This is a genomic window from Chitinophagales bacterium, from assembly GCA_019694975.1.
Lineage (GTDB): Bacteria > Bacteroidota > Bacteroidia > Chitinophagales > UBA10324 > JACCZZ01.
On sequence record JAIBAY010000007.1, the window covers coordinates 1 to 24,801 of the forward strand.

Sequence of the window (24,801 nt, forward strand, 5' to 3'; positions counted from 1 at the left end):
TGGGAAGCTATGCCGAACTACAAATAAGTCATGCCGAACTTGTTTCGGCATCTTTGGAACTTCATCAGATCCCGAAACAAGTTCGGGATGACTTACCGGTAGTTGAAGTTTTTTTTCCTGATGCTTCCGTTGCGATGGCAAGAGAATTGAAATCATTCTCTTGATCCCGAAACAAGTTCTGGATGACTAATGCGTTGTTCAGTACAATCTATCCAAAGTAACAATTGACAGCGCAACGCATCGGTTTATTCCTGCCGGCAAACAATTTTGCTGCTGTACACCCTGCCTCCCACTTCCGTCCGTACAATATAAATTCCGTCTGCCAGGTTCATTGTGATTTCATGCTGCAATACTCCATCGTTGACCATAACCCGCTGAGAACAGATTTTCTGTCCGAGCGCATTAATCACTTCCACGATAGCCGATGCACTTTCATTTTCCGACAGATGCAGGTAAACATTGAATGAACCACGGTTTGGATTCGGGTAAATATTAAATGTTGCGGGAGTGATGTTATCTTCCAATTGTTTTTCCAGGCAAGTGATCCGCTTGATTTTAGTAATAGCGGAAGTACTGGAGCAATCAAAATTATTGGTCTCCGTTACTTTGAAACTACCTGCTTTTTTTGTCTTGTAAGTGGATTGCGTTTCACCGGCCAGTATCACATTATTGCGGTACCAGGTATAGGTAATGCCAGGTCCTGTGTTAGCCGTGAGTGTCACCTTCACGTCTTTGCATTCTGTTACAGTACCAGCAGGACTAATGGTTGCGGTAAGCATATTTTCATCTATCTGCCCGTCGCAGTCATCATCAATCAGGTTGCAAAGATCAGGAGCTCCGGGATATATGGCTGCATTAGCATCGCTGCAATCAGAACCATTTGCAACATAACCTGATGGCGCATCACAGGCAAGCGTTGATATGCCGGCATCTCCAAAGCCATCCTGATCGGTATCAGCATAAAATAGCTGCTGAATTCCTTCATCCACCAGTCCATCGCAATTATCATCCGTACCGTTGCAGGTCTCCGCTGCGCCGGGATAAATGGAAGGATCATTATCATTGCAGTCCGTTGATGAAGTGAATCCATCACCGTCATTATCCGGAGCACTGATGGCTGTTACTGTCCCATCGAGTGTAATATTCAATACCTGCAGTGTGCCTGTTGTAGCAGATGCACTGAATCCGTAAATCCGCACATTAACGGCGCCGGTTGTGGTAAAGCCCATATTCCAGGAATAGTTCAGCACATTACCACAACTTGCATTCTTAGGTGCATGATCGATCCCTTCATCGGTCCATGTGGCTCCGCCATCTACACTGTATGCAAAGCGCGTGAGTGCAGGGCCGGTTGAGCTCCGCCTCAATCCTACCCAAAATGTCTGAATGTTGAGCTGATAACCGGTGTTGGGCATAACAGTAAACTCAACCGCTTTCAAACCGGTATTGAATACTGTGGCATTAGAGAATTTAGTAGCGGAAAATCCGGAAGCACAAGGTGATGCCGGCACAATGGCCCCGTTTACCCTGGTTAGAGAGGATCCTGTTGCATTAACATCCACAACCGATGGCAATCCGTTTATGCTGTTGGTGTAAATATATATCTGAGCATGCGCAATAACCGGCAAAAGTGCATAGGCAAAGAACGCCATAGCGGCGACAGTTTTGTAAAAAGAGTATTTCATAGCGAGTGGGTTTAGAGATTAAATAATTCGCTGCTCAATATAATAAAATGAATATGTATTTAATGCGGCTTTCAAAAGCATGGAGCAGTTAAAGATGCAGGCACGATAGCCTGATGGGAATTGCCGGATTACTTCCGTTTCGGAGATGCTTTTGCCGTTTTGTTAAACTCCAGCGCAAGGGAAATCCAATAAGCAAGTTTCTTCCTGGTATTGAGGGCTTCTATATCTACAAAAACATAGCCCTTCATAATTCTACCGGTAAAGTCCATGGGCCGGCAACCCTCTTTTTGCATCACCTCTTCATACTTTGCAGGATCGAGGCGAACCATCAGTCTTTCTTTTTCCACACCGACGCACATCTTGTCATTGACCATGAAACAGCGTCCGCCGAACATGCTCTTCTCTTCTACATTGTCATGTGTTTCAGCAATAATTTCCCTTACACGGTCAGCTAATTTCTGGTTGTAAGCCATAGATGTTTTTTAATGGGAACAAAATAAATGAACAAAGGGCAAAAGCAGCGCAAGTAATGTACATCAATCAGTAAAAGTTCCAAAATGCCAGAGGATTCCGGAAGGATCATGCACAAAACATTCTTTGCCCCAAGGCATTTGCCTCACCGGTATGAGGCGCACGCCTTCATATCTGGCAGGTAAATCCAGCAACTGCAATTCCTGCCAGAACAAATCCACGTCACTGACCTCCAAAAAAACCATGGTGTTGTCAATCCAGTCTTTCACATCGGCATCCTGCAGGTAAAATCCAAGGCTGCCGGTTTTGAAATAGGAAAGATTGTGGCTGATGATACTTTCTTCGAATCCAAGATCATGGTAAAATTTACGCGACAGGGTAAAATTCCTGGCGCCAATGAAGGGCCGGATGGACAATGCGCTATGTTTCATGTTGTTCGGCACAGAGGATGATAAACATTTTCAATGCAAAGAAATACTACTGTTTCATAATACAAAATATTCTAAAAATCACTCCTTCTTTACGTTGTTTCAATTACGAATGAAACAACAGCCATGCCGGGCATGAAGCTTAATGCAATACCATCAGCTTTTGCATCTTTACCTCTTTGCCGGATTTTAATACACAACCATAGCAGCCATCAGGTAACGCTTCTGTGTTTATGCGCACCTGCGTGACTGTTGCATCCATAGTTGCTGCGCCGCTTATCTCCTGCAGCACCCTGCCGGATAAATCGGTTATCAGCAGGGTAAAAGGCATATTGCCTGATGAAAATGTAACCAGTGTTTCGGATGATGCAGGATTGGGATAAAGGCGCATGATATCCGGAGCGTCCGTTTCATTTTCAGCTTCCTGCTGTGCAGTCATCAAACGAAGATCCGATGGATTGTATTTACTTATTGAACAGGTATTAATGTAACCGGTGAAGACCGATCCGGACTTTGCCGTAAAACCCGGCAGCAGGTTAATGTATTCGCTGCCTTTCACCGTCACATTCGCACCCGTATTGATGATTGTATTACAGGGTGCTGCATAGGAAGCGTTGAGTACAGTGGCATTGGAAACAGCTATAATGCCTTCTACTACCTGTGTAACCGGAAATGAATAGGTTCCACAGATGGAACCCAGTGCCGTCTGTGCATAATGCGCAATGCCAACCGCTTTAAAAGCCTCGCCAACAGTAATCACCGTGGGAGAGCAGCTGCCATAGAGATCAATCGCTGACTGGATAAAACAATTGCGCGTTGTAACAAAATCATCATCACCATCAATATAATGCATCATGGCCTGCCAGGCAATATCGTACACATCCCATTTTCCACCTTCCAGTGGTATTACCGCATAGGATTCACCTAAGTCGTTGGTGCCTGATCCACCTTCGGCCATCAGGTAAAAACAATAATCCAGCACGGTACAGTTGGTATGAATGCCGCCATCATCACTGCTGCCGGTATACCAGTAGTCACCGAAATACGTGTCAGGATAGCCGTACAATTTTGGATTGTCGTAGTGCCGGACAGCGCCATCCGATTTTTCCGCTCCAAGCTTCCAATCCACCAGCCCTGACAGGTTAGAAAATTCTCCGAAGAGATCGCAGAGCGCTTCATTGACTGCGCCGGCTTCGCCTTCCATGTCTAATGCATCAGGATGTGCATCGTTGATGATGCCATGGGTAAATTCATGGCCGACGATGTCAATCGTATTAAAATCATCCTGTGAGTTGAAGTAACTTGATCCCCTGCCAAGATTGATGTTATCCAGAAAACTGTTGAAAGACGCGGAAGTGGTATAAGGCTGATTATTCTGATCATAAAAAACCACTTCATTGTAAACATCTACCACATCGCCCGTTCCGGAAAATCCTTCATGATCAAATGATATTTTGAAAGCATCCATCACCTGATCTACTGCATACAGTGAAGTGAATCCCATCTGCATGCCATTATTCCATGGAAGCAGAATGCCACTGAAGCAATACGGATCGCCGGTAGCCGCATCACGGGAATACTCTTCGCTGTTGGTGAGCACGCAGTCATCATAGCTTGCTTCTGAGACATAGCCGTCATAACAAGATTCATCGCTTACTTCGAGGAACTGCTCCCCGTTAAAGGTGGTTTCAAAATCCTCCCAATAGTTAACGCCTCCACATGCAAATACAAGATCCTGCGTACGCAGGACTTCACCGCTGATGGCATCCACATAAACAGCTTCCGTACGCACAGGCTCCTTTGCTGCAATCACCATTCGCCAGGCAAGCCGGTAGTCATTCATAGGTTGCCGTTTTGTCTTTACAAACAACAATTCAGGCTGCGGATAAAGTGTAGCGTTTTCGTCTCTTTTACGTAAACGGTAATGGCCTTCTGCAACAGGGTCTTCCCACAGGTAAACCTTAGCAGGCACCGCTTGTAAAGCATACTGAATAGCCTGCTCCGGCGAAACGGCGGGCAATATCTCTGCGGGAAGGTTTGTCGCTACCTGCCCGTTGACAAGTGAAACACTGCCATTTCGCTCATGTACTGAAAGTTCAATGCCTTCCACCCTGATGCCATGATGGTATTGCGTAAAGCGAAGGTGCCTGTTGCCTGCCTTATCAATCCGTGTATTCCACCGGCGCATTTCATCTGCTTCTGTTAAAGCAAACAACTGCGGGTGCATGCTGAAGATATGTTCAGCATCAACCGGTGCCTGATTCCTGAAGAGCCACCATCCCTCAGTGCTTCCCGGGTCGAGGAAATCAGCATATGCATCAGGGACCGTATATCCATCTGTTGATCCGGATGGCACCTGTGCTTCGCAGTGAAGCACGAAAACAATCGGTAGAAGCAGCAAAGTGGCGGAACAGTATTTCATGGGTGTTTTATTTTGAAAAAGAAAACATTCAGGCAGTTGCAACGTGAACAATTGTGTAATTGAATGCTGCCAATTTGCGCAAGTCATTTCCCGCTGCAGCAGGCATCCTTACCGTTGTGCATCCGAAGATCTCCATCCTGGCGGATGCCATGCAAAACCGTTTGGTGAACGGCGGGTTTCATTTGGTGAGCGTAGCATGCGGCATTTTAAAACAGCATTTTCTCAGCGATTATTTCTATCATGAAACTTGCTAAAAAAATAAACCTTCCGGTTTGAAGGCCGGAAGGTTTACCCGTTCTACTGCCGGATTATACTGCTTTCTTTATTCTTTAATCATCGGTAGGCTGGTCATCATTCTGCCCGGCATTATTATTTGAACCGTATAAACACCAGACGCAACAGCATGCAGGTCAACTTCTTCCATATTCATTCCACTGCTGCATGTTTTCGTCAGCGAGTATATCAGCCTCGACTGCATATCCAGCAACCGGATGCTTACCGAACCCTGATGTTCATTATTGAATGAAATATGCAGGATCTCTGATACAGGATTGGGATAGAGAACCGCATCACTCTTCGCGCTCATGCTGTTCAATTCACTCATGCGTGCTGATGTGGTGAATGACAGTTTCTTTGAATATTTGCCTGTTGACTTGTCATCATTCGCAGTATCAACCATGGCAACCTGCCATTCGTACGTTTTGCCGGCTGTCAGGTTGTTGACCGTCATGCTGCCGATGTTGCCATTTGTTTTCTTTTTGGTCCATGGCGGAGTGTCTTTCAGGCGATACCGCACAGTGTAATATTTCGCGCACGGTAAAGTATTCCATGTGAACTGAGCGCTGCTTGCCGTGATATTGGCGGTGGCTGTATTTTTCGGGCCCGGCCCTATCTCCGATTCTTTGCTCGCACCAAAACAACTGCCCGTTGCGCCATCAGCGAATGCGGTAGCTGTGTAGAGTCCGGAAGTGAGGTTAGAGAAAGTAACTGCACCACTGCCATTGGTTAGTGCAGGAATGTTGAATGGCAATCCAAATCTGTATAGCTGCACCATATACGGTCCATTGCCTCCGTCGCACTGATAAGTGATACTGCTGTTGTTGCAATTACTTCCTATATCAGGATTGGCCGTTATGGTTGTATTGCAATTCACCTGTGTAAACGAATCTGTCAGCGAATAGGTGAAGAATTCATTTGTACCGGTGGAAAATATTTTAATGTAATAATAAGCCGGCGTAAGTCCGTTAAGGTCTACCGTCAAGGTTCCGGTTTGATAATAATTGTAATAGATGGCTGCGGCAGCAGTATCCTTATAGATGGCAATGGTGAAATACCGCTGACAATTGCAGGCAAGGCCATTTGCTTCCGTCATCCTGATTCTTAAAAACCCGCTTCCTGTATAGTTGATTTTCCACCAGTCAGGCTGATCATACTGGCCGTCGTAATAGAAATTAATATGGCCGGTTACAGTACCGTATGAAGGCATCGTCCTCGCCTGAGCAGCATAATTGTTTGGTTCCGCATCTGCTGCATAAGCATAAGTGGAGAGTGTATTGGAAATAGTGTAGGTAGTGAATTCACCATTGTAATTGGTGCAATATACTTTTACAATATAAGTGCCTGCCTTCAGGCCATCCGTTACCAAGGTGTTACTGTTCAGCCAGTAGTTAACTACCTGAATAGGTGTTGCTCCATTGTTATCATAGAGAATTACCGACAGGTAGGAACCTCCTGTGTTGAGCAGCGTAATATCAAGTTTTCCATCTTCGGCAGTGGTAATGGAATACCAATCTGCCGTATCCCTTGTGAGATTGAAATAATAACCCACATGCCCGGTCAGTGAACCTCCCTGCGGTAAAGTAACCGCGTTTGTTTTGCTTCCATTAGGTTCTGCATCATTAGCACCTGTTGCACTTACCAGTGCGGCGTTGATTGTATAGGGAGCAAATGCACTATTGTAGTCGGTGCAATAGACCTTAAAATAATAAGTACCTGCAGCAAGTCCGTTGGTTGTAAGTGTTTGTGTCGAATTGTTATAGTTGAATCCATTTAATTGCTTCGTACCGTTGTTATCAAAAAGAAAGAGGGAGAGATACTGATTGTTAACGGAGGCCAGTGTCAGGTTCAGTTGCCCGTCTGCAGCTGTAGTTACTTTATACCAATCCATAGTGTCTCTTGCCACATTATAATAATATCCGGCGTGGCCCGTTTTGGTTTCTCCGATATTGATTGATAATGCTGCCGACGGACTGTTATTCGGTTCAATATCATTGGCAACGGTTGGAGTTATCAGGGTATCTTTAATGATGTATGGAGCAAAATCGTCTGGGTTGGTACAATAAATTCTAAAGTAATACGTGCCGGCTGCAAGCCCATTGGTATTAAGTGTCTGCGTGGAATTGTCGTAGTTGAACCCATTCAAAACTGTTGTGCCATTTTTATCATACAGGAAGAGAGAAAGATAATGCGCATTGCCCGAGCTCAAAGTGAGGGAAAGTTGTCCGTCACTATTGGTGGTTACTTTATACCAATCTGCAGTATCGCGCTTCGCGTTAAAGTAATAACCCACATGCCCGTTTAATGTACTGTTTTGCGCCAGGGTGATAGCCTGTACGCTTGAACCATTAGGTTCCAAATCGTTTGATTGTGATGGTACGGTGAGCAAATCCGAGATGGTATAAGATGGTTGTTCACCGATATTTGTAGCATACACTTTAACGTAGTAGGTTCCCTGCGCCAGCCCGTCTGTATTCTGCGCTGTAGTGCCATTCACATAGTTCACAATATAATTGAGCCCCGTTGTTCCATTGTTGTCATAAAGCTGGTAACTGAGATAAACGCCATTAGTGGATGTGAGTGTGAGGCTGATCATGCCGTCTGCATTGGTGCTGATTTTCCACCAGTCCACATCACCGCCCGGCGTCACAGCGCCTGTATTGTTTCCATTCAGTGCCAGTTTATTGGCTTTCGACTTTGTATCGTTCGGTTCTGTTTCGGTTCCCGCTGCAGTAAACCAAAGCAAAGAACACAAAACAATAGCGAGTAATTTATTTGTTTTCATAACCTTGTATTTAGTCAATACAAAATTATGTTTGAACTGACCGGTCAAAAAATGATCTGCATCAGTTTATCTTTTTTCAGGCGGGCGTTTCAACAACTGTGCCCGGAGAAAACCATGATGTGATTCAAAGCGATATGCTGGAGGGTTTTTATTTATATAGCATCTCGTGCAACGGCTCGTTTTATTCATCATCTGAGAAGGTATAACGGTAGTACGATATAATGTAATTGCGATCGCGTGGAGCCTTCATGAGATGCTGAAATAAATTCAGCATGACGTGTGGCAGATTCAGCATGACGTGTGGCAGATTCAACATGACGTGCGGCAAATTCAGATTCACGTGCAGCAAGTGCAGCATAGTATGCAGCAATAACGATCGCGTGGAGCCTTCATGAGATGCTGAAATAAATTCAGCATGACGTGTGGCAGATTCAACGTGACGCACGACAAATTCAGCATGAAGTGCGGCAAATTCAGATTCACGTGCAACAAGTGCAGCATGGTTTGCAGCAATAGCGATCGCGTGGAGCTTTCATGAGATGCTGAAATAAATTCAGCATGACGGGTCGCAGATTCAACGTTACGCACAGTAAATTCAGCGTGATGCACAGCATATTCAACATGACGTGTGGCAAATTCAGATTCACGTGCAACAAATGAAGCATGGTATGCAGCTATAGCGATCGCGTGGAGCCTTCATGAGATGCTGAAATAAATTCAGCATGACGAGTGGCAGACTCAACGTTACGCACGGTAAATTCAGCATGACGTGCGGCAAATTCAGATTGGCGTGCAACAAGTGCAGCATGGTATGCAGCAACAGCGATCGCATGGAGCTTTCATGAGATGCTGAAATAAATTCAGCATGACGGGTCGCAGATTCAACGTTACGCACAGTAAATTCAGCGTGATGCACAGCTAATTCAGTATGACGTGTGGTAAATTCAGATTGGCGTGCAGCAAGTGCAGCATAGTATGCAGCAATAACGATCGCGTGGAGCCTTCATGAGATGCTGAAATAAATTCAGCATGACGGGTCGCAGATTCAACGTTACGCACAGTAAATTCAGCGTGATGCACAGCAAATTCAGTATGACGTGTGGCAAATTCAGATTCGTGTGCAACAAGTGCAGCATGGTATGCAGCAATAGCGATCGCATGGAGCCTTCATGAGATGCTGAAATAAATTTAGCATGACGTGTGGCAGATTCAACGTTACGCACAGTAAATTCAGCGTGATGCACAGCATATTCAGTATGACGTGTGGCAAATTCAGATTCGTGTGCAACAAGTGCAGCATGGTTTGCAGCAATAGTGATCGCGTGGAGCCTTCATGAGATGCTGAAATAAATTCAGCATGACGGGTCGCATATTCAACGTTACGCACAGTAAATTCAGCGTGATGCACAGCAAATTCAGCGTGATGCACAGCAAATTCAGCATGACGTATGGCAAATTCAGATTCACGTGCAACAAGTGCAGCATGGTATGCAGCAATAGCGATCGCATGGAGCCTTCATGAGATGCTGAAATAAATTCAGCATGACGGGTCGCAGATTCAACATGACGCACGGTAAATTCAGCATGACGTGTGGCAGATACTTTAATGAAGCATTAGCCGCATCCTGAGCGATGCAATTTTTATTTACACTCAAAAATGAACGCTAAGATTGCCGCGAATCTATCGCACCATGTCCTAAAGCAATTCATGTTATGAAACTTCATCGCTGCAGCGGAGTTCCCATTGCCAGGCGGATCGCATCACCTCTTCCAAAGAACGGGATGGTTTCCAACCCAGCATTTTCTCTGCTTTCGTGATATCGGAATAGACTGCTATTGCATCACCTTCACGGCGGGGGCCAAGCCGGTATTTTAATGCAATGCCGGTAGCCTTTTCAAAGGCATGCACCATTTCCAAAACACTTACACCATTGCTTGTACCAAGGTTAATGATATCAAAAAAAGAAGGTGATTCCTGTTTTTTTCTTACCAGAAATTCAAGCGCCAGCACATGCGCATCTGCCACATCCATTACATGCGGATAATCACGGATACACGATCCATCCCGTGTAGGCAGGTCGCTTCCAAACACGACAAACTCCGGTTGTTTTCCAATTGCGGTTTTCGTGATGGCAGGAACGATGTTCTGTGGCTTCTCTTCCATCGGCTCACCAAGCAGTGCAGATGCATGCGATCCCACCGGATTAAAATAGCGCAGCGCAAGGGCATAGCATGGGAATGCCTTCACAAAGTCTTCTATCATCATCTCGCCCCAGAATTTGGTTCTGCCGTAGGGTGATTCCTGCTTCACGACAGAGGTATCCTCCGTCACCGGCAGCCGTGCTATGTTTCCATACACTGAACTGGAGGAAGAAAAAATGAGATGCGGAATTTGGAATTGCCGCATACATTCCATGATATGCACCTGTGAGAAAAGGTTGTTATGATAATACATCAGCGGATCAGCCACTGATTCACCCACCATTTTGTACGCGGCAAAGTGGATAATGCCTGCAATGTCTTTTTCCTGACTGAAGACGTTCGTCGTGACCTGCTGATCGCACAGATCCACTTCATAATTCCGGAAAGTTTTGCCGGTAATCTGTCTCACACGGTCGGGCACATAACTTCTGCCCCGTCGCATATTATCAATGCTGACCACATCAAACCCTTTGTTTAGCAGCGCCACAATAGTGTGCCCGCCGATGTAACCACAGCCGCCTGTCACCAGAATTTTAATGCTCATGCTTCCTGTCTTTTGCCTTCAATGATACGGAGAAAATATATGGCATGAAATGATACGTCAACTCTTCAAAACAGATAATACTCCGCCGATGCTTGCAGGATGAAGCATTAATATGCAACCACTATCGATCAGTTAAATGCATGCGCTGCTTTGCTGGAGGAGAAGGTTTTACAATCAAAAAAAGAAAGAGTGGTGCAGGATGAGTGATATTTTTCCGCATATACCGGAATCTGAAAATGAAGCATCAATCGTGTAAGGTGCTAACAGGTAACATTAGTGGCATCACTAACAGCTTTTCCATAAATGGATCAAAGCGATTTGTCATACAGCTTAAGCATGCCATGATATCTGCTTCCTTATCTTTTCCGCAGCCATTCATAAAATGCCGGAAACATTTTACGCCAGCTGCTTTCAGTATGCGTGCCCTTTTCGCTGATGCTGACGACAACTTTGCAATGCATGTTTTTCCCGATGCTGTCGCTGACGGCTTCTACCAGTTCCACCATATTTTCGCCTTCATTTCTTCCGCCATAGAAATAGTAGCGCTGATGTTCATGGCCGTTGGGCGGCGTGGCATCAATCTGCGCCAGCAAATCCGGCACGAGCCAGAAGGAAGGAGAGATTACGCCTATCGAACCAAAAACTTTGGGATAATAAAGTCCCGCATAAAATGAAATCAGCCCGCCGAGTGAACTGCCGGCAATAGCCGTATTACCCGGCCCTGGCATAGTCCTGAAATTTTTATCGATGTATGGCTTCAGCACGGTAACCAGAATATTCAGGTACACTCTTCCCAATCCAATGCCATGCTCCTCGGTGTTATTGGGATTATATTCATTGATGCGGTTTTCACCGCCATTGTCAATGCCAATCACTATGCCGGCAAAATTCACCGAATCAAGATATTCATCAATCTGCCATTCGCCGGAAAAGGATGTCTGCACATCAAAAAGATTCTGCCCGTCCTGCATATATAACACCGGATATTTTTTTTCAGTAATGGCATAATCACCCGGCAGATAAACCCATATTCTCCTGTTGATATTAAGTTCAGTGATATAAAGTGACGTATACATAAAACGCTCAATCAGGATGTTTTTACATTCCTCCTGGAAAACAAAATTACGATGGAATGCTGTTCCACACGACAAGTTTGCTGGTTATAGAATGGCGCATCGTCCCATTCACAGATATCATTAGGAGAAGGCAGTGAAGTATCAATCCAGCGTCTCCATCCCTGCCCTGCTGTTTCATGTACCGGTGGAATCTCAAATTCAAGAGCTTCGTGGTAGGTATTAAACATATAGTGAATTTCAACCGATCCGCCGATGGACAAAGTTGTAACGGCAATGGAGTGCGAAGCATCGCTCCAGTCAGGCTGATGCAGTTTCACTCCATGCCAGGTTACCAGTGGCTTATCCAGCAACTCTTTCAGGCTGAGCTTGTATTTTTTTTGCGCGGAGTCGCGGTTGTTCCTCACATCATTCAGCATCTTCACAAAGCGGAGCACATCGGCATGCTTGTCCGGCAGGCGCCAGTCGAACCAGGTAAGTTCATTGTCGTGGCAGTATGCATTGTTATTGCCGAATTGCGTCCTCCGCACTTCATCGCCCATCAGGATCATCGGAACACCCAGTGACAACAGGTTTATCGTAAGAAAATTTTTTATCTGCCTGTTACGCAGCAATTCCACCTGCGGATCATCCGACGGACCTTCTGTGCCGCAGTTCCAGCTCAGATTATAGGTTGACCCATCCCTGCCTTGTTCTCCATTTGCTTCATTATGTTTCGTGTTGTAGCTCACTAGATCATTGAGTGTAAAGCCGTCATGGCAGGTAACGAAGTTGATGCTCTGTTCGGGGCCCCTGTCCTTTGGCAGGTAGATATCGGGGCTTCCAAGGAGCCGTGATGTGAGCCGCGGAATGGTTGCATTATCACCTCTCAGTGCTGAACGTACATCATCCCTGAACTTCCCATTCCACTCCTTCCAGCTATCGCCGGTAAAAGTTCCTACCTGGTAGAGGCCGACAGCATCCCAAGCTTCCGCGATGAGTTTGACACCGGCGAGTACAGGATCAGATTCAAGGTCCCAAAGCACGGGCGGATTCTCCAGCGGCATTCCGTTTTCATCCCTCGAGAGAATAGAAGCAAGATCGAAACGAAATCCATCCACATGCATTTCTTCCACCCAGAAATGAATGGCATCAATAATCATACGCCGCACGATTGCATGATTTGCATTGAGTGTGTTGCCGGTGCCTGAATAGTTGGCATATTTTGATTTATCCTTGTCGAGGATATAATAAACACTGTTATCAATACAGCGAAAACTATAGGACGGTCCTTTCTCATCCACTTCCGCAGTATGATTAAACACTACATCCAGGATCACTTCCAAACCTGCACGATGAAATGCTTTCACCATATCACGAAAATCATCCAATGCCTGCAACGGATCATCTCCGCCTGCATACGCCTGGTGCGGCGCGAAAAAACTCACCGGGCAATAACCCCAGTAATTCACTTTGCCGGGCGGGCAATCATCTTTGTCAAACTGAAAGACAGGGAGCAGTTCCACTGCGGTGATTCCCAAATCAACGAGGTATGGAATTTTTTCTATCAGCCCTTTATAGGTACCTCTTTTTCCGGCTGTAACTCCTGAACCGGGATGTTTAGTGAATCCTGCCACATGCATCTCATAGATGATTGTTTGTGAGAATGGAAGTTCAAGTGGCTTGTCGCCTTCCCAGTCGTACCGTGACAGATCAGCCACAACGCTTTTCATGGATGGTACGCTCACCTTACCGCGTTTTTTACAGGCGGCGCGGCTGAACCCTTCCGGAACGGCTACCGCTTTGGCATACGGATCAAGTAATATTTTTTCACCATCAAACCGATGACCGTTGCCGGGATCAAACGGGCCATGGACCCTGTAACCATACAACTGTCCTGCCTTAATGCCATGCACAAACACATGCCAGTAGTGATAGGTTTTATGGTGCACGCTGTCGAGGTGAATTACCTGCGAAGGTTCCACATCATCCGCTTCGCGGAAAAACAATAACTCAACTGCAAGGGCATTTTTTGAAAACAGGGAGAAGTTGGCGCCGCCCTCTGCCAGTGTGGCACCAATTGGATGCGATAGTCCTCTTTCGCAGGTAAACCCGCCAGCTATCTTCGCAGGCATCCCGTTCACATTTAATCTTTGCTCAGCTTCACGTTCCATATTTTTTCACAGTATTCACGCACCGACCTGTCGGATGAAAAATAACCCATCGCAGCTACATTGAGAATAGACATCATCAGCCACTTTTCCTGCTGCAGATAGATGGCATCAACATTTTCCTGGCATTTGACGAATGCTTCATAGTCGGCGAGCACCAGGTAAGGATCCTGGTTCAGCAATGAGTCCACCAACGGCTGAAATACCTTGCCATCACCGCCGGAGAAAATTCCTTGCTGAATGGTATCGATCGCTTCCCTGAGTTCGGCATGCTGTTCATAGTAGTCGCGTGGCCGGTAACCCTTTGACTGCATAGCCGCTACCTCAGCGCTACTGAGGCCAAAGAGGAAAAAATTTTCATTCCCAACTGCTTCGCGCATTTCAACATTGGCGCCATCCAGTGTTCCGATCGTGAGTGCACCATTCATGGCAAACTTCATATTTCCCGTTCCTGATGCTTCTTTACCTGCTGTAGAAATCTGTACCGAAAGGTCAGCAGCACGGTAGATCCATTCACTGTTTTTTACATTGAAATCAGGATAGAAAACAACCTTCATTCTGCCTGCCACATCAAAGTCGTTGTTGATGACAGCCGCAATCGCATTGATGAGTTTAATGATCATTCTTGCGAGGAAATATCCGGGCGCCGCTTTACCGCCGAAAATATACGTGCGCGGAACGACCTCCAACTTTGGGTTTTTCTTTATGCGGTTATAGCGCGTGATGATATGCAGCAGGCTCAGGTGTTGGCGCTTGTATTCATGAATGCGCTTTGCCTGAATTTCAAAGAGTGTATCAGGATTAACCAGTACGCCCGTCGTAACGATCAGCTGATCGGCAAGGGCGCGTTTGTTTTGGTGTTTGATTTCCTTCCACCTTTTTTGAAAGGCCGCATCATCCGCCAGCTTCGAAAGTTTTTCCAGGTTAGTTTCAAGATGGGTTACCCAGCTATCGCCGAGATGTTCCGTCAGCAAAGCACTGAGCCCCGGATTATACTGCAGGATCCATCGCCTTGGCGTCACGCCATTCGTGATATTCAGGAATTTTTCCGGCGTAATAGTATTGAAATCATGCAGTACTTCCTTTGTCAGCAGCGCTGTATGCAAAGCGGAAACACCATTGATATGATGGCTGCCCACGGATGCCAGGTGCGCCATACGTATGGCCTTGCCGCCGGTTTCATCGATGATGGAAAGCCGGGAGAGCAGCTCATTGTCGCCGGGAAATTGTTCTTTTACTGCATCAAGGAATCGCTGATTGATTTCAAAAATTATTTCCAGGTGGCGGGGCAACAAGGATTGAAACAGGTACATCGGCCATGTCTCCAGTGCTTCAGGCAGCAACGTATGATTTGTGTAACTGAACACCTGTTGTGTAACCTGCCATGCTTCCACCCATTCAAACTGATGTTCATCCACGAGCAGCCGCATCAGTTCGGCAATAGCCACGGAAGGATGTGTATCATTCAGCTGCAGGGCAACATGCTCGTGCAGCTTATTCACCGGATGGCCACGCAATTTTTGCATATGGATGGCATCCTGCAACGAACAGGACACAAAAAAATACTGTTGACTCAGGCGCAGCCGCTTGCCTGCCTCAGGCTCATCATTGGGATACAACACTTTCGAGATGCTCTCTGCTCTTATCTTCTCATTTACTGCCGCCTCATAGTTGCCGCGGTTGAATTCACTGAAATCAAATGACTCCACGGCTTCCGATTTCCACAACCGCAGAAAGCTGATATGATCATTCTTATAACCCGGCACCGGCGTATCATACGCAACACCTTTCACTTCATAATCCGGTAACCAGTTTACGTGGTAATTGCCATCATCATCTGTTATTGCTTCCGTATGTCCGCCGAATTTTACCGCGTACGCAACTTCCGTTTGAGGAAACTCCCATGGATTGCCAAACCGCAGCCATTTATCCGCCACTTCAACCTGTTCACCATGTTTAATCCGTTGTTCAAACATGCCGAATTCATAACGTATGCCATAGCCGATCGCCGGTACTTTAAGCGATGCGAGTGAATCAAGATAACAGGCTGCCAGCCGGCCCAGCCCTCCGTTGCCAAGCCCGGGTTCTTCTTCCTGATGAAGCAGCTTACTGAAATCAAGCCCGAGCGATTCAACGGCATGCTTCACTGCATCATGAAGTCCAAGGTTGACCAATGCATTACCAAGGTGCGGGCCAACGAGAAATTCGGCGGAGAGGTAGCCAACCATTTTTTCTCCCGACCGGTGCAGTTTTTTTAAGGAAGGAATCCAGCCACTGAGCATCCTGCCGCGCAGCGTATAGGCAACCGCCATGTACCAGTCATTCAGGGTAGCAATTTCAGGCGACCGTCCCTGTACGTAATATAAATTATCAAGAATTGCCTTTTTGATCTCACCGGATTCAATGGTGAAATGGTTTTGATCTATACCCTTAACCACATGATTTACTTTAAACAGGATGGCTGCTAAATTATCTGTACCCGCTACGGACTTTTGATTTGCCAGGCCAACTAACAAGCCAAATATAAAAATGAATTCAGAATTCAACTCGCTGTGATCAAAACAGGACGACATTATCCTTGCTGCAATCTTTTCACCCGATTAAAATCGAATACAGGGGATAATCTTTTGTCATTGTATGAACTGATTGCAATATTGTAAATTATGCTGTCGTGATCATTTTGAAATAAAATCAAAGAGAAAGATTGCCGTAATGCAAAAAGGTTGCCCCTTGCCGTTGATTTTAATCAACGGCCAATATCTTCTCATCAACCCCATCATTTTACAGAAAAGCAACCCTTCCGGTTTTCACACCATAAAGTGCTCCAGCTATTTTTATCTCCCCTTGCTTCTCCATCTCACTCAGTATCTTGCTTCGGCTCCTGATGTTGCTTATGGTCAGTTCAACATTTTTTTGCAGACGGTATCCGGATATGCTTTGTTTTTTGCGTTTTTTTCACCGTCATACCATTGTGTGCTGTCAACAGCCGGTCTGATTTTCTTCACTAAAGCTGCGATGTTGCCAAGGCGCACATCTTCAACAGCAGATTTGATTGCGCCACATTCGGAGTGACCCATCACAACAATCAGTTTTGCCCCTGCCACTTTACAAGCATATTCCATACTGCCTAAAATATCTTCATTGACGATATTACCCGCTACCCTTGCCACGAAAATATCGCCGATCCCTTTATCGAAAACTTCTTCAACAGGAATTCTTGAATCGAGACAGGAAAGAATTACCGCTTCAGGAAATTGCCCGCTTGCAGCACTGTGCACCTGCGCCGAGTACAGCCTGGCCGTCAGTTTATCATTCAGGAACCTGGCATTCCCTTCGTTCCGCAGTTACAGCACACTGTCTTGTGTCAGGGCTGCCTGTTCTTCTTTCGTCAGCACTTTTTCCACCAGCGGCTTTTCATTTACCTGCTGTACCGAAGCTGTGCCTGCTGGCGCAGGTTTTTGAGTACTGACATTGCTGCACGAATAAAATAGCAATATCATTGACTGGAAGAGCAGAATTTTTTTCATGTTTTGTGAGATGAATGTTTGACTTGTATAATTGAATATTCATGGACAATGTAACCAATAACGGCATAAGATTTCTTCTGCAACATTTTGAAGGAAAATACACAGACTGCATTAAAACGTAAGCAGATGCATGGTATTTCCCTATTCCAATCATTCAATAAAAAATATCCGGTAGAGATTATTCTCCGGCCGCTTATTCCGTCGTCATCAATAAAGAACTTTTCCTTAATGCACTTAAGATAAAATCATGAATAGTCCGGCCAGCTATAGACATAGCTGACGGAAGGAAGTTGTCATTAAACGGAATCTTCTAAATAACTACTTTTGAGTTATTCAAACTATGCATTACCATGAAACTGAAAGAAATCATTAAAGCATCACATGAGCTGTCATCACCTTACAGAATCACCGATGGTGAAAAGTTCAAACTGAAAGATGTTGATCCCGGCGACACCGGTTCATTAGGTTCGGAAGATAAGCCCCGGGCCAAGGAAGCACTGCAGATTGGCGTGGAAGCACTTGCCACCTTACAGGACATGCTGTATGCGCAGGACCGCTGGAGTTTATTACTGATCTTCCAGGCCATGGATGCCGCCGGAAAAGATGGCGCCATCAAGCATGTGATGAGCGGCGTGAATCCGCAGGGCTGCCAGGTTTCTTCTTTCAAAGCGCCCACTTCCACGGACCTCGATCATGACTACCTATGGAGATGCCAGCGGGAATTACCGGAACGGGGACGCATCGGGATTTTTAACCGCTCTTATTATGAAGAAGTGCTCGTAGTAAAGGTGCATCCCGAATTGCTGAAATATCAGAAAATTCCACCGCACCTCATGGATAAGGATCTCTTTGACAATCGCTACAAGGAGTTACGCAACTTTGAAAAATACCTCTCCAGGAATGGGACCGTAACCGTAAAATTCTTTCTGCATCTGTCGCGTAAAGAACAGAAAAAACGATTCCTCGAACGTTTTGACATTGCCGATAAGAACTGGAAAGTTTCGCCATCGGATATTAAAGAACGTGCCTACTGGGACGAATACATGGATGCATATGAAAAAATGATTCAGCAGACTGCCACCAAACATTCACCCTGGTACGTAATTCCCGCTGATAATAAATGGTACACCCGTGTCATAGTCGCCGCGTCAATTATTGATACCCTTGCTGGCATGGATCTGCACTATCCGAAAGTGGATGAAGCAAAAATGAAGGAGATTGCCGCTGCCAAGGAACTATTGCTGGCCGAAAAATAAAGTCCATCAGCGGCGTGTCTTTCAACAGCACCGGCACTCATGGCAACAGTCAGCAAGATGTTTACAGCCACCGCCAATTGCGAGTAACATGCAAAAGTCGATGATCAACTCTTCATTTATTAATGTCAATCGCTGTAGATATTATTTCCGATGAACGAACATGCAACATTTAATGCTGAATCCGTACACCTGAAACACGGCCGTTTGCGTGCTGTAGTTCCCATCCTGGAGTGGCTTCCGCTGTATGATCGGAAATTTCTTTCCCGAGATCTGCTTGCCGGTATTACGCTTGCTTCTTTTGTTTTGCCAGAGTCGATGGCGTATGCAACACTTGCCGGGCTTCCGGTTCAGGCCGGTATTTATTGTTGTCTGGGGGCAGGGTTGTTCTTTGCCCTCTTCACGACGGCCAGGCATGTTGCCGTCGGCCCAACCTCTGCGATATCGCTGATGGTTGGAACAACAGTTGCCGTTCTCTCCGGCGGCGACCTCAGCCGGTGGGCCGCTATTGCAGGTCTCACGGCACTGGTGATTGCAGCCTTTTGTGCAATTGCCTTCATTTTTAAACTGAGCAGCCTGGTTAATTTCATCAGCGAAAGCATCCTGCTGGGATTTAAAGCAGGTGCCGCATTGTCTATTGCGGCCACACAGCTACCTAAAATCTTCGGAGTGAAAGGCGGAGGCTCCAATTTTTTTGAGCGAATCATGTTGCTCATGCAGCAACTTCCCCTCATCAACTGGACCGTTTTTGCTTTCGCAATCGCCGCGCTGGCCCTGCTGCTTACAGGTGATAAATTGTTTCCCGGAAAACCGGTTTCGCTTTTAGTAGTTATAGCTTCCATCGCTGTGGTATCAGTAACGCCGCTCTCATCACTGGGCATTCATATTACAGGTGCAATTCCGGGCGGATTGCCATCCATTGCGCGGCCCTCTTTGCGGATGCAGGATGTAGATGGCGTGCTCGAACTGGCTTTTGCCTGCTTCCTGATGGGATACATTGAAACTGTTTCCGCCGCACGAACCTTTGCCATAAAACACAATTATAACATCAATCCGCGACAGGAATTACTGGCGATGGGTGCTGCAAATTTTGCAGCGGCTTTCGCAGGTGGTTATCCTGTCGCCGGTGGCCTGTCACAATCAACGGTAAATGAAAAGTCAGGTGCTAAAACACCTATGTCGCTGATCATCTGTTCTGCTACACTCGCTGTGTTGTTGCTTTTCTGCACCGGTCTTCTGAAAAATCTGCCGGAAGTGCTGCTGGCAGTGATTGTGATACATGCTGTAGCTGGCCTGATTAAAGTGAAAGAACTTCGGCATCTGTTCCGGCTAAGCAAGCTTGAATTTACTGTTGCTATGATTGCTATTGCCGGTGTATTGGTCTTCGGCATACTCAAAGGAGTGATGATTGCGGCCCTGATGTCTATTGCTTTCCTCTTACGACGAACAGCCACACCGAATGTGGCAGTGCTTGGCCGTATCAAAAACACTGATCGGTATTCCGATATCCGTCGGCATCCCGACAACCAGGAAATAGAAGGCATTAAAATATTCAGGGTGGAATCATCCATTCTTTACTTCAATGCCGGCTATATTCAAACAGACATCTTACAGAAACTGGATAAAGAGACCAATCGTTGCAGGCTGCTAATCCTCGACTTGTCCGCCTCGCCTGCCGTTGATGTTTCCGGATCAAAAATGCTGCTGCAGCTGAGTAATGAGTTGAAGCAACGCGGCATCACCTTCAGAATTGTAGAAGCATTGTCTGATGTGCGCGACCTGCTTCGTTTACAAGGCATGGAAGAGATAACGGGACATATCAGCCGAAAGGTTTCAGTGCATAGTGTGGTAGAGGAATTTATTCCGGCATAGGACAGCCCCGGAATTCTGACTTCGAAGATGTATGCCTCCCCTGATGGTCAGCAGACTATTTACTTTCATCTTGCCAGCGCTGATTTACACAGTCCCGTTTCCTTTCAGATTAAAACACTGTGCTGAACAGCAACAATGCTGTGCCGATACAACGTTGCTACCTGCAGGTATAAGCTGCATTGGCTTCTTTGCCCTTTCCGGCAAAAATCATTATTACATACCACTCATTTTTTTAGCTTTAGACTTCATTCAACAGAAGCATCATGCCACTGATTACAGCGGAACCCGCCATAAAACATTTCGAAAACTTCCGGAAACATATCATCGGCCTCGATTTTGAATTCGATGGACCATATGGTAAAAAAAAGCTGCTCTATGCAGACTGGATTGCCAGCGGACGCCTTTATCAGCCTATCGAAGAAAAAATAATGAATGGGTTCGGTCCGGTATTGGGAAATACACATACCGAAACCAACTTCACCGGCACAAGCATGACACTGGCTTACCAGGAAGCAAAGAAGCGCATCAAGGCGCACGTTAATGCCTCCAACAATGATGCACTATTATCGGTGGGATCGGGCATGACAGGTGCTGTAACCAAACTGCAGCGTTTACTCGGCTTAAAAATACCGGAACAATGGGTGCCTTTTCTGCATGCGCCACCCGAGTTGAAACCTGTAGTCTTCATCACCCACATGGAGCACCACTCAAACCAGACATCCTGGGAAGAATCGTATTGCGATGTGGTCATTGTTCCACCGGATGAAGAAGGCATGGTGGATATATCGCTGTTTGAAGAAGCCGTGCAGCGGCATAATCATCGTCCTATTAAGTATGCAGCGATCACGGCCTGCTCCAATGTAACCGGCATCGAGACGCCTTACTATCAAATAGCTGAAGTGATACATCGCCACGGCGGATGGTGTTTCGTTGATTTCGCCTGCTCCGCACCTTATGTATCCATCAATATGCATCCGGAAAATCCGTTACAACAGTTGGATGCCATTTATTTTTCGCCGCATAAATTTCTGGGAGGACCCGGAACGCCGGGCATTCTGATATTCAATGAAGCCATTTATCATAACAGGGTACCTGATCAACCTGGCGGCGGAACGGTGAAATGGACCAATCCCTGGGGCGGCCACAGCTTTCTTGATTCTATTGAAGACCGCGAAGACGGAGGTACACCGGCCTTTCTGCAAACCATCAAAGCAGCCTTGTGCATGGACCTGAAATTGCAGATGGATCCGAAGGCTATGTCTGCCCGTGAAGCCATCATCACGGAGCGCATTTGTAATGCATTATCCGCGATTCCTCACTTGCATATTTTGGCATCACATATCCGGAAACGACTCGGTGTTATCTCATTTTATATTGATGCGGTGCATTACAACCTGGTGGTGAAACTACTCAACGATTTATATGGCATACAGGTACGGGGAGGCTGTTCCTGTGCGGGTACCTATGGACATTACCTGCTCCATGTTTCTCCGGATGTGTCAAAAAGAATCACCGATAAGATAGACCATGGTGATTTTTCCGAAAAGCCGGGATGGGTGCGCCTGTCACTCCACCCGGTGATGAGTGATGAAGAAATAGATTACATCATTGCAGCCATTGAAAAGATTGCAACGGGCACTGCAAAATGGGAAAGTGACTACACTTACGATCATCATACCAATGAATATCACCATCGCAGGGAATCACCGGGTAAAAGAAAAGCGGAGATCGAGCAGTTATTCAATAGCTGAGAAAGCAGGCACTTTAGTGTGTATATTAATGGCAAACACAGCTGCTGAAATTATTTCGGTTTGTCGTGTTCACTGACTTTGCCCGCACTTTTCCAGATGTAAATCGCCCAAAATAAGGCCGCAATATTCAGCAGCATATAACCGATAAAGGATATCACATCCATTAAGCTATACTCCCTGGAACCGCCGTAATACATTACAAGCGGGGCGATATAAAAGATACAACTAAACAGCGGCAGATAGCTCAGCCAGCGCGGGAAATCCTCATAAAAGGCAAGCAGCAGGCAGGAAGGAACAATCAGTGCTGTCGCGCTGGTGAAGATGTCATACACCTTTTCATATTCTTCAATGGTGAATTGCCGGATCTCAAAATAAATCACGAGGCTGATACCATTGGCTATCGCATACATGGTGAAACCGGCTGCCGCCAATGTCTTCTTTTCTTCTGTTAGCTTCAGCCCCATCAGCGTGGAGGAAAATATCACCAGGGCGACAGCAAGCGATTGTAGTATCAATACGATTTTAGGATAATAAGGCGGATTCTGCGACATATCCACCGGAAAGAACGGGGCTGTGCAATTCAGCAGGAAGCTCAGCACGAATCCCGCCGCAGTGATCTTTGAAACAAGTTTCATACTCTCGTGATGTTGCATGGGTTGCTTTGGGATGAATTGACTAATATAGAAATCTTTATTCTCTTCAATGAACCCCGACCGTAACAAATTCACAAGTTGCAATTGTGTATGTTTTTTTGGACCGTACTCATACAATCTGTTGTTGAGGCAATCCTTTTTACATAACCAATTTTATTTTCTCAGCTGATACGCATGAAGCACACGAAGATATCATACAGCATACCTTTTTGAAAAACCTGTCAGTACCCGTTTCTGCCAACTTCCGGACACTCATCCCTCTGCATAAACTTAGTTTTAAGAATTGAATTATCACTGTGATGGAACTTGCTTTTTTCTCCCATAAATCATAAACACAGCTTGCATGCAAATGAAAACAGATTTGTAATGCAGGATTTGCTTAAGGAGAATCATGCATACATACGACTGATACAATATCCTGCTGCCTGAAAGCTGAAGCAGTTCTTTACCCGAAATCAATGCTTTGATTGACGCGACCAAATAAATTAATCCTGAAGCAATGTCTTCACTCCTCAATTTGCTTTTATCCTGCCTGTTTATGGCCTGTTAGCAACACTGACAAGGCAAGTTTGTTTATGGCCTTCAGATCGCTGAATGTATCGGAATCAATGAACGGCATATCATTTTCAAAATACTTTTTATTTATATTCGACCACCTCAAACAATGCAACCATGAAAACACTGCTTAAAATTCTCAAATGGACGGGCATCGCACTGGGCGTTATTGTACTTGGCTTGTTCATTACCGGTTATTTTCTGTACAACAAAACCTATACGGCACCTTATCCTGATCTGCATGCTTCCACCGACAGTGCTGTGATCGCACACGGCAAACACCTCGTGGTGGCAACGGCACATTGCGTGGAGTGTCATTTCAAACCCGGCGATTCTATGCTGGTGATGAATGGTGAGGAGGTACAGCTGGCCGGAGGAGGCTTTCCTTTTATCTTTCCCGGCGGAGCATTCTACTCCAAAAATATCAGCAGCGATAAGGAAACCGGCATAGGCAGTTATACCGATCAGGAAATAGCGCGTGCCTTACGATATGGCGTAAAGCGCGATGGTACCGTCCTGATTCCTGCCATGGAATTTCAGAATCTGAGCGACGAAGACCTAACTGCCATCATCTCCTATCTCCGGACCGTTCCAGCGGTTGCCCATAAGGTGCCGGAGAATGACTTTAACCTCTTCGGCAAAGCTATCATGGCATTTTTTATCCGCCCATCTGCACCGGAAAAGGCGCCACCAAAATCCATGATGCCCGATACCACCGTTGCCTATGGTGAATACATTGCGCAGTCGGTGAGCAACTGCAAAGGATGCCATACCTACCGTAACATGAATACCGGCGCATATGAAGGGGAACCGCTTGCCGGCGGACCGGTGGAGCCATTGCAGAGCGATCCATCGAAGATGCTCGTTTCGCCCAACCTGACACCTGACCCGGAGACGGGACACATCTATTATTGGACATACGACCTCTTCAAGACACGCTTCTCTCAGGGATATGTTATCAAAGAATCCATCATGCCATGGGGACAATTCAAACATCTGAACGATACGGAACTGAAAGCGATCTGGAAGTACCTGCATTCGGTGAAACCGGTTCATAAGGTGAGCAGTCCGGCCATACAGGATGCGAAGGAGCTGGCAAAACAATCATAATGGATCCATTCGTAACGGAAAGCAGCAGGCGATAGAGGGAGGCA

At 46.0% G+C, this 24,801-nt stretch carries 17 protein-coding genes; 5 read left to right on the forward strand and 12 right to left on the reverse strand.

Features of this window, described 5'->3' with window-relative positions; translation table 11 throughout:
- Nucleotides 1–245: 245 nt before the first annotated feature.
- From K1X61_12820 to K1X61_12835, 4 genes are all read right to left on the reverse strand, one after another.
- Complete coding sequence (locus K1X61_12820; protein MBX7109526.1) at nt 246–1,685, reverse strand: T9SS type A sorting domain-containing protein; 1,440 nt, start codon at nt 1,683–1,685, stop codon at nt 246–248.
- 128 nt (nt 1,686–1,813) lie between these two features.
- On the reverse strand, nt 1,814–2,158 hold the full coding sequence (locus K1X61_12825; protein ID MBX7109527.1) for a TfoX/Sxy family protein: 345 nt from the start codon (nt 2,156–2,158) through the stop codon (nt 1,814–1,816).
- 63 nt (nt 2,159–2,221) lie between these two features.
- Nucleotides 2,222–2,587: a glyoxalase gene (locus tag K1X61_12830; protein MBX7109528.1), complete on the reverse strand. Its 366-nt coding sequence runs from the start codon at nt 2,585–2,587 to the stop codon at nt 2,222–2,224.
- Nucleotides 2,588–2,726: 139 nt separating this feature from the next.
- A complete protein-coding gene (locus K1X61_12835; GenBank protein ID MBX7109529.1) occupies nt 2,727–5,006 on the reverse strand; it encodes a M4 family metallopeptidase in 2,280 nt (759 codons plus the stop codon).
- 59 nt (nt 5,007–5,065) lie between these two features.
- On the opposite strand from K1X61_12835, the gene K1X61_12840 reads away from it, so the two are divergent.
- Nucleotides 5,066–5,260 carry a hypothetical protein gene (locus tag K1X61_12840; protein ID MBX7109530.1) on the forward strand — a complete coding sequence of 65 codons (195 nt, stop codon included), beginning with the start codon at nt 5,066–5,068 and terminating at the stop codon, nt 5,258–5,260.
- 68 nt (nt 5,261–5,328) lie between these two features.
- Here K1X61_12840 and K1X61_12845 read toward each other — a convergent pair whose 3' ends face one another.
- The 7 genes from K1X61_12845 to K1X61_12875 form a co-directional block, all read right to left on the reverse strand.
- Nucleotides 5,329–8,067, reverse strand: a complete 2,739-nt coding sequence (locus K1X61_12845; protein ID MBX7109531.1) for a pre-peptidase C-terminal domain-containing protein — start codon at nt 8,065–8,067, stop codon at nt 5,329–5,331.
- Between the two features lie 1,711 nt (nt 8,068–9,778).
- Nucleotides 9,779–10,813, reverse strand: a complete 1,035-nt coding sequence (gene galE, locus K1X61_12850; protein ID MBX7109532.1) for a UDP-glucose 4-epimerase GalE — start codon at nt 10,811–10,813, stop codon at nt 9,779–9,781.
- 356 nt (nt 10,814–11,169) lie between these two features.
- Entirely contained in the window at nt 11,170–11,889 is a 720-nt protein-coding gene (locus K1X61_12855; protein ID MBX7109533.1) for a hypothetical protein, read from the reverse strand.
- A gap of 11 nt (nt 11,890–11,900) precedes the next feature.
- Nucleotides 11,901–14,039: a glycogen debranching protein GlgX gene (gene glgX, locus K1X61_12860; protein ID MBX7109534.1), complete on the reverse strand. Its 2,139-nt coding sequence runs from the start codon at nt 14,037–14,039 to the stop codon at nt 11,901–11,903.
- Nucleotides 14,012–16,609, reverse strand: a complete 2,598-nt coding sequence (locus K1X61_12865; GenBank protein MBX7109535.1) for a glycogen/starch/alpha-glucan phosphorylase — start codon at nt 16,607–16,609, stop codon at nt 14,012–14,014. Before K1X61_12865 ends, glgX begins: the two co-directional genes overlap by 28 nt.
- Before the next feature lie 324 nt (nt 16,610–16,933).
- Complete coding sequence (locus tag K1X61_12870) at nt 16,934–17,314, reverse strand: hypothetical protein (GenBank protein MBX7109536.1); 381 nt, start codon at nt 17,312–17,314, stop codon at nt 16,934–16,936.
- A 66-nt stretch (nt 17,315–17,380) separates the two neighbouring features.
- On the reverse strand, nt 17,381–17,563 hold the full coding sequence (locus K1X61_12875) for a hypothetical protein (GenBank protein MBX7109537.1): 183 nt from the start codon (nt 17,561–17,563) through the stop codon (nt 17,381–17,383).
- A 350-nt stretch (nt 17,564–17,913) separates the two neighbouring features.
- Here K1X61_12875 and K1X61_12880 point away from each other — a divergent pair, with 350 nt between their 5' ends.
- The 3 genes from K1X61_12880 (at nt 17,914) to K1X61_12890 (ending at nt 22,439) form a co-directional block, all read left to right on the forward strand.
- Complete coding sequence (locus K1X61_12880) at nt 17,914–18,819, forward strand: polyphosphate kinase 2 family protein (protein ID MBX7109538.1); 906 nt, start codon at nt 17,914–17,916, stop codon at nt 18,817–18,819.
- A gap of 150 nt (nt 18,820–18,969) precedes the next feature.
- On the forward strand, nt 18,970–20,688 hold the full coding sequence (locus tag K1X61_12885) for a SulP family inorganic anion transporter (protein ID MBX7109539.1): 1,719 nt from the start codon (nt 18,970–18,972) through the stop codon (nt 20,686–20,688).
- Between the two features lie 263 nt (nt 20,689–20,951).
- Complete coding sequence (locus K1X61_12890; protein ID MBX7109540.1) at nt 20,952–22,439, forward strand: aminotransferase class V-fold PLP-dependent enzyme; 1,488 nt, start codon at nt 20,952–20,954, stop codon at nt 22,437–22,439.
- A gap of 50 nt (nt 22,440–22,489) precedes the next feature.
- Here K1X61_12890 and K1X61_12895 read toward each other — a convergent pair whose 3' ends face one another.
- The gene (locus tag K1X61_12895; protein ID MBX7109541.1) at nt 22,490–23,074 is read right to left on the reverse strand and encodes a hypothetical protein; all 585 of its coding nucleotides are present in this window, start codon (nt 23,072–23,074) and stop codon (nt 22,490–22,492) included.
- 690 nt (nt 23,075–23,764) lie between these two features.
- On the opposite strand from K1X61_12895, the gene K1X61_12900 reads away from it, so the two are divergent.
- Nucleotides 23,765–24,757: a c-type cytochrome gene (locus tag K1X61_12900; GenBank protein ID MBX7109542.1), complete on the forward strand. Its 993-nt coding sequence runs from the start codon at nt 23,765–23,767 to the stop codon at nt 24,755–24,757.
- The last annotated feature ends 44 nt before the right edge of the window (nt 24,758–24,801 follow it).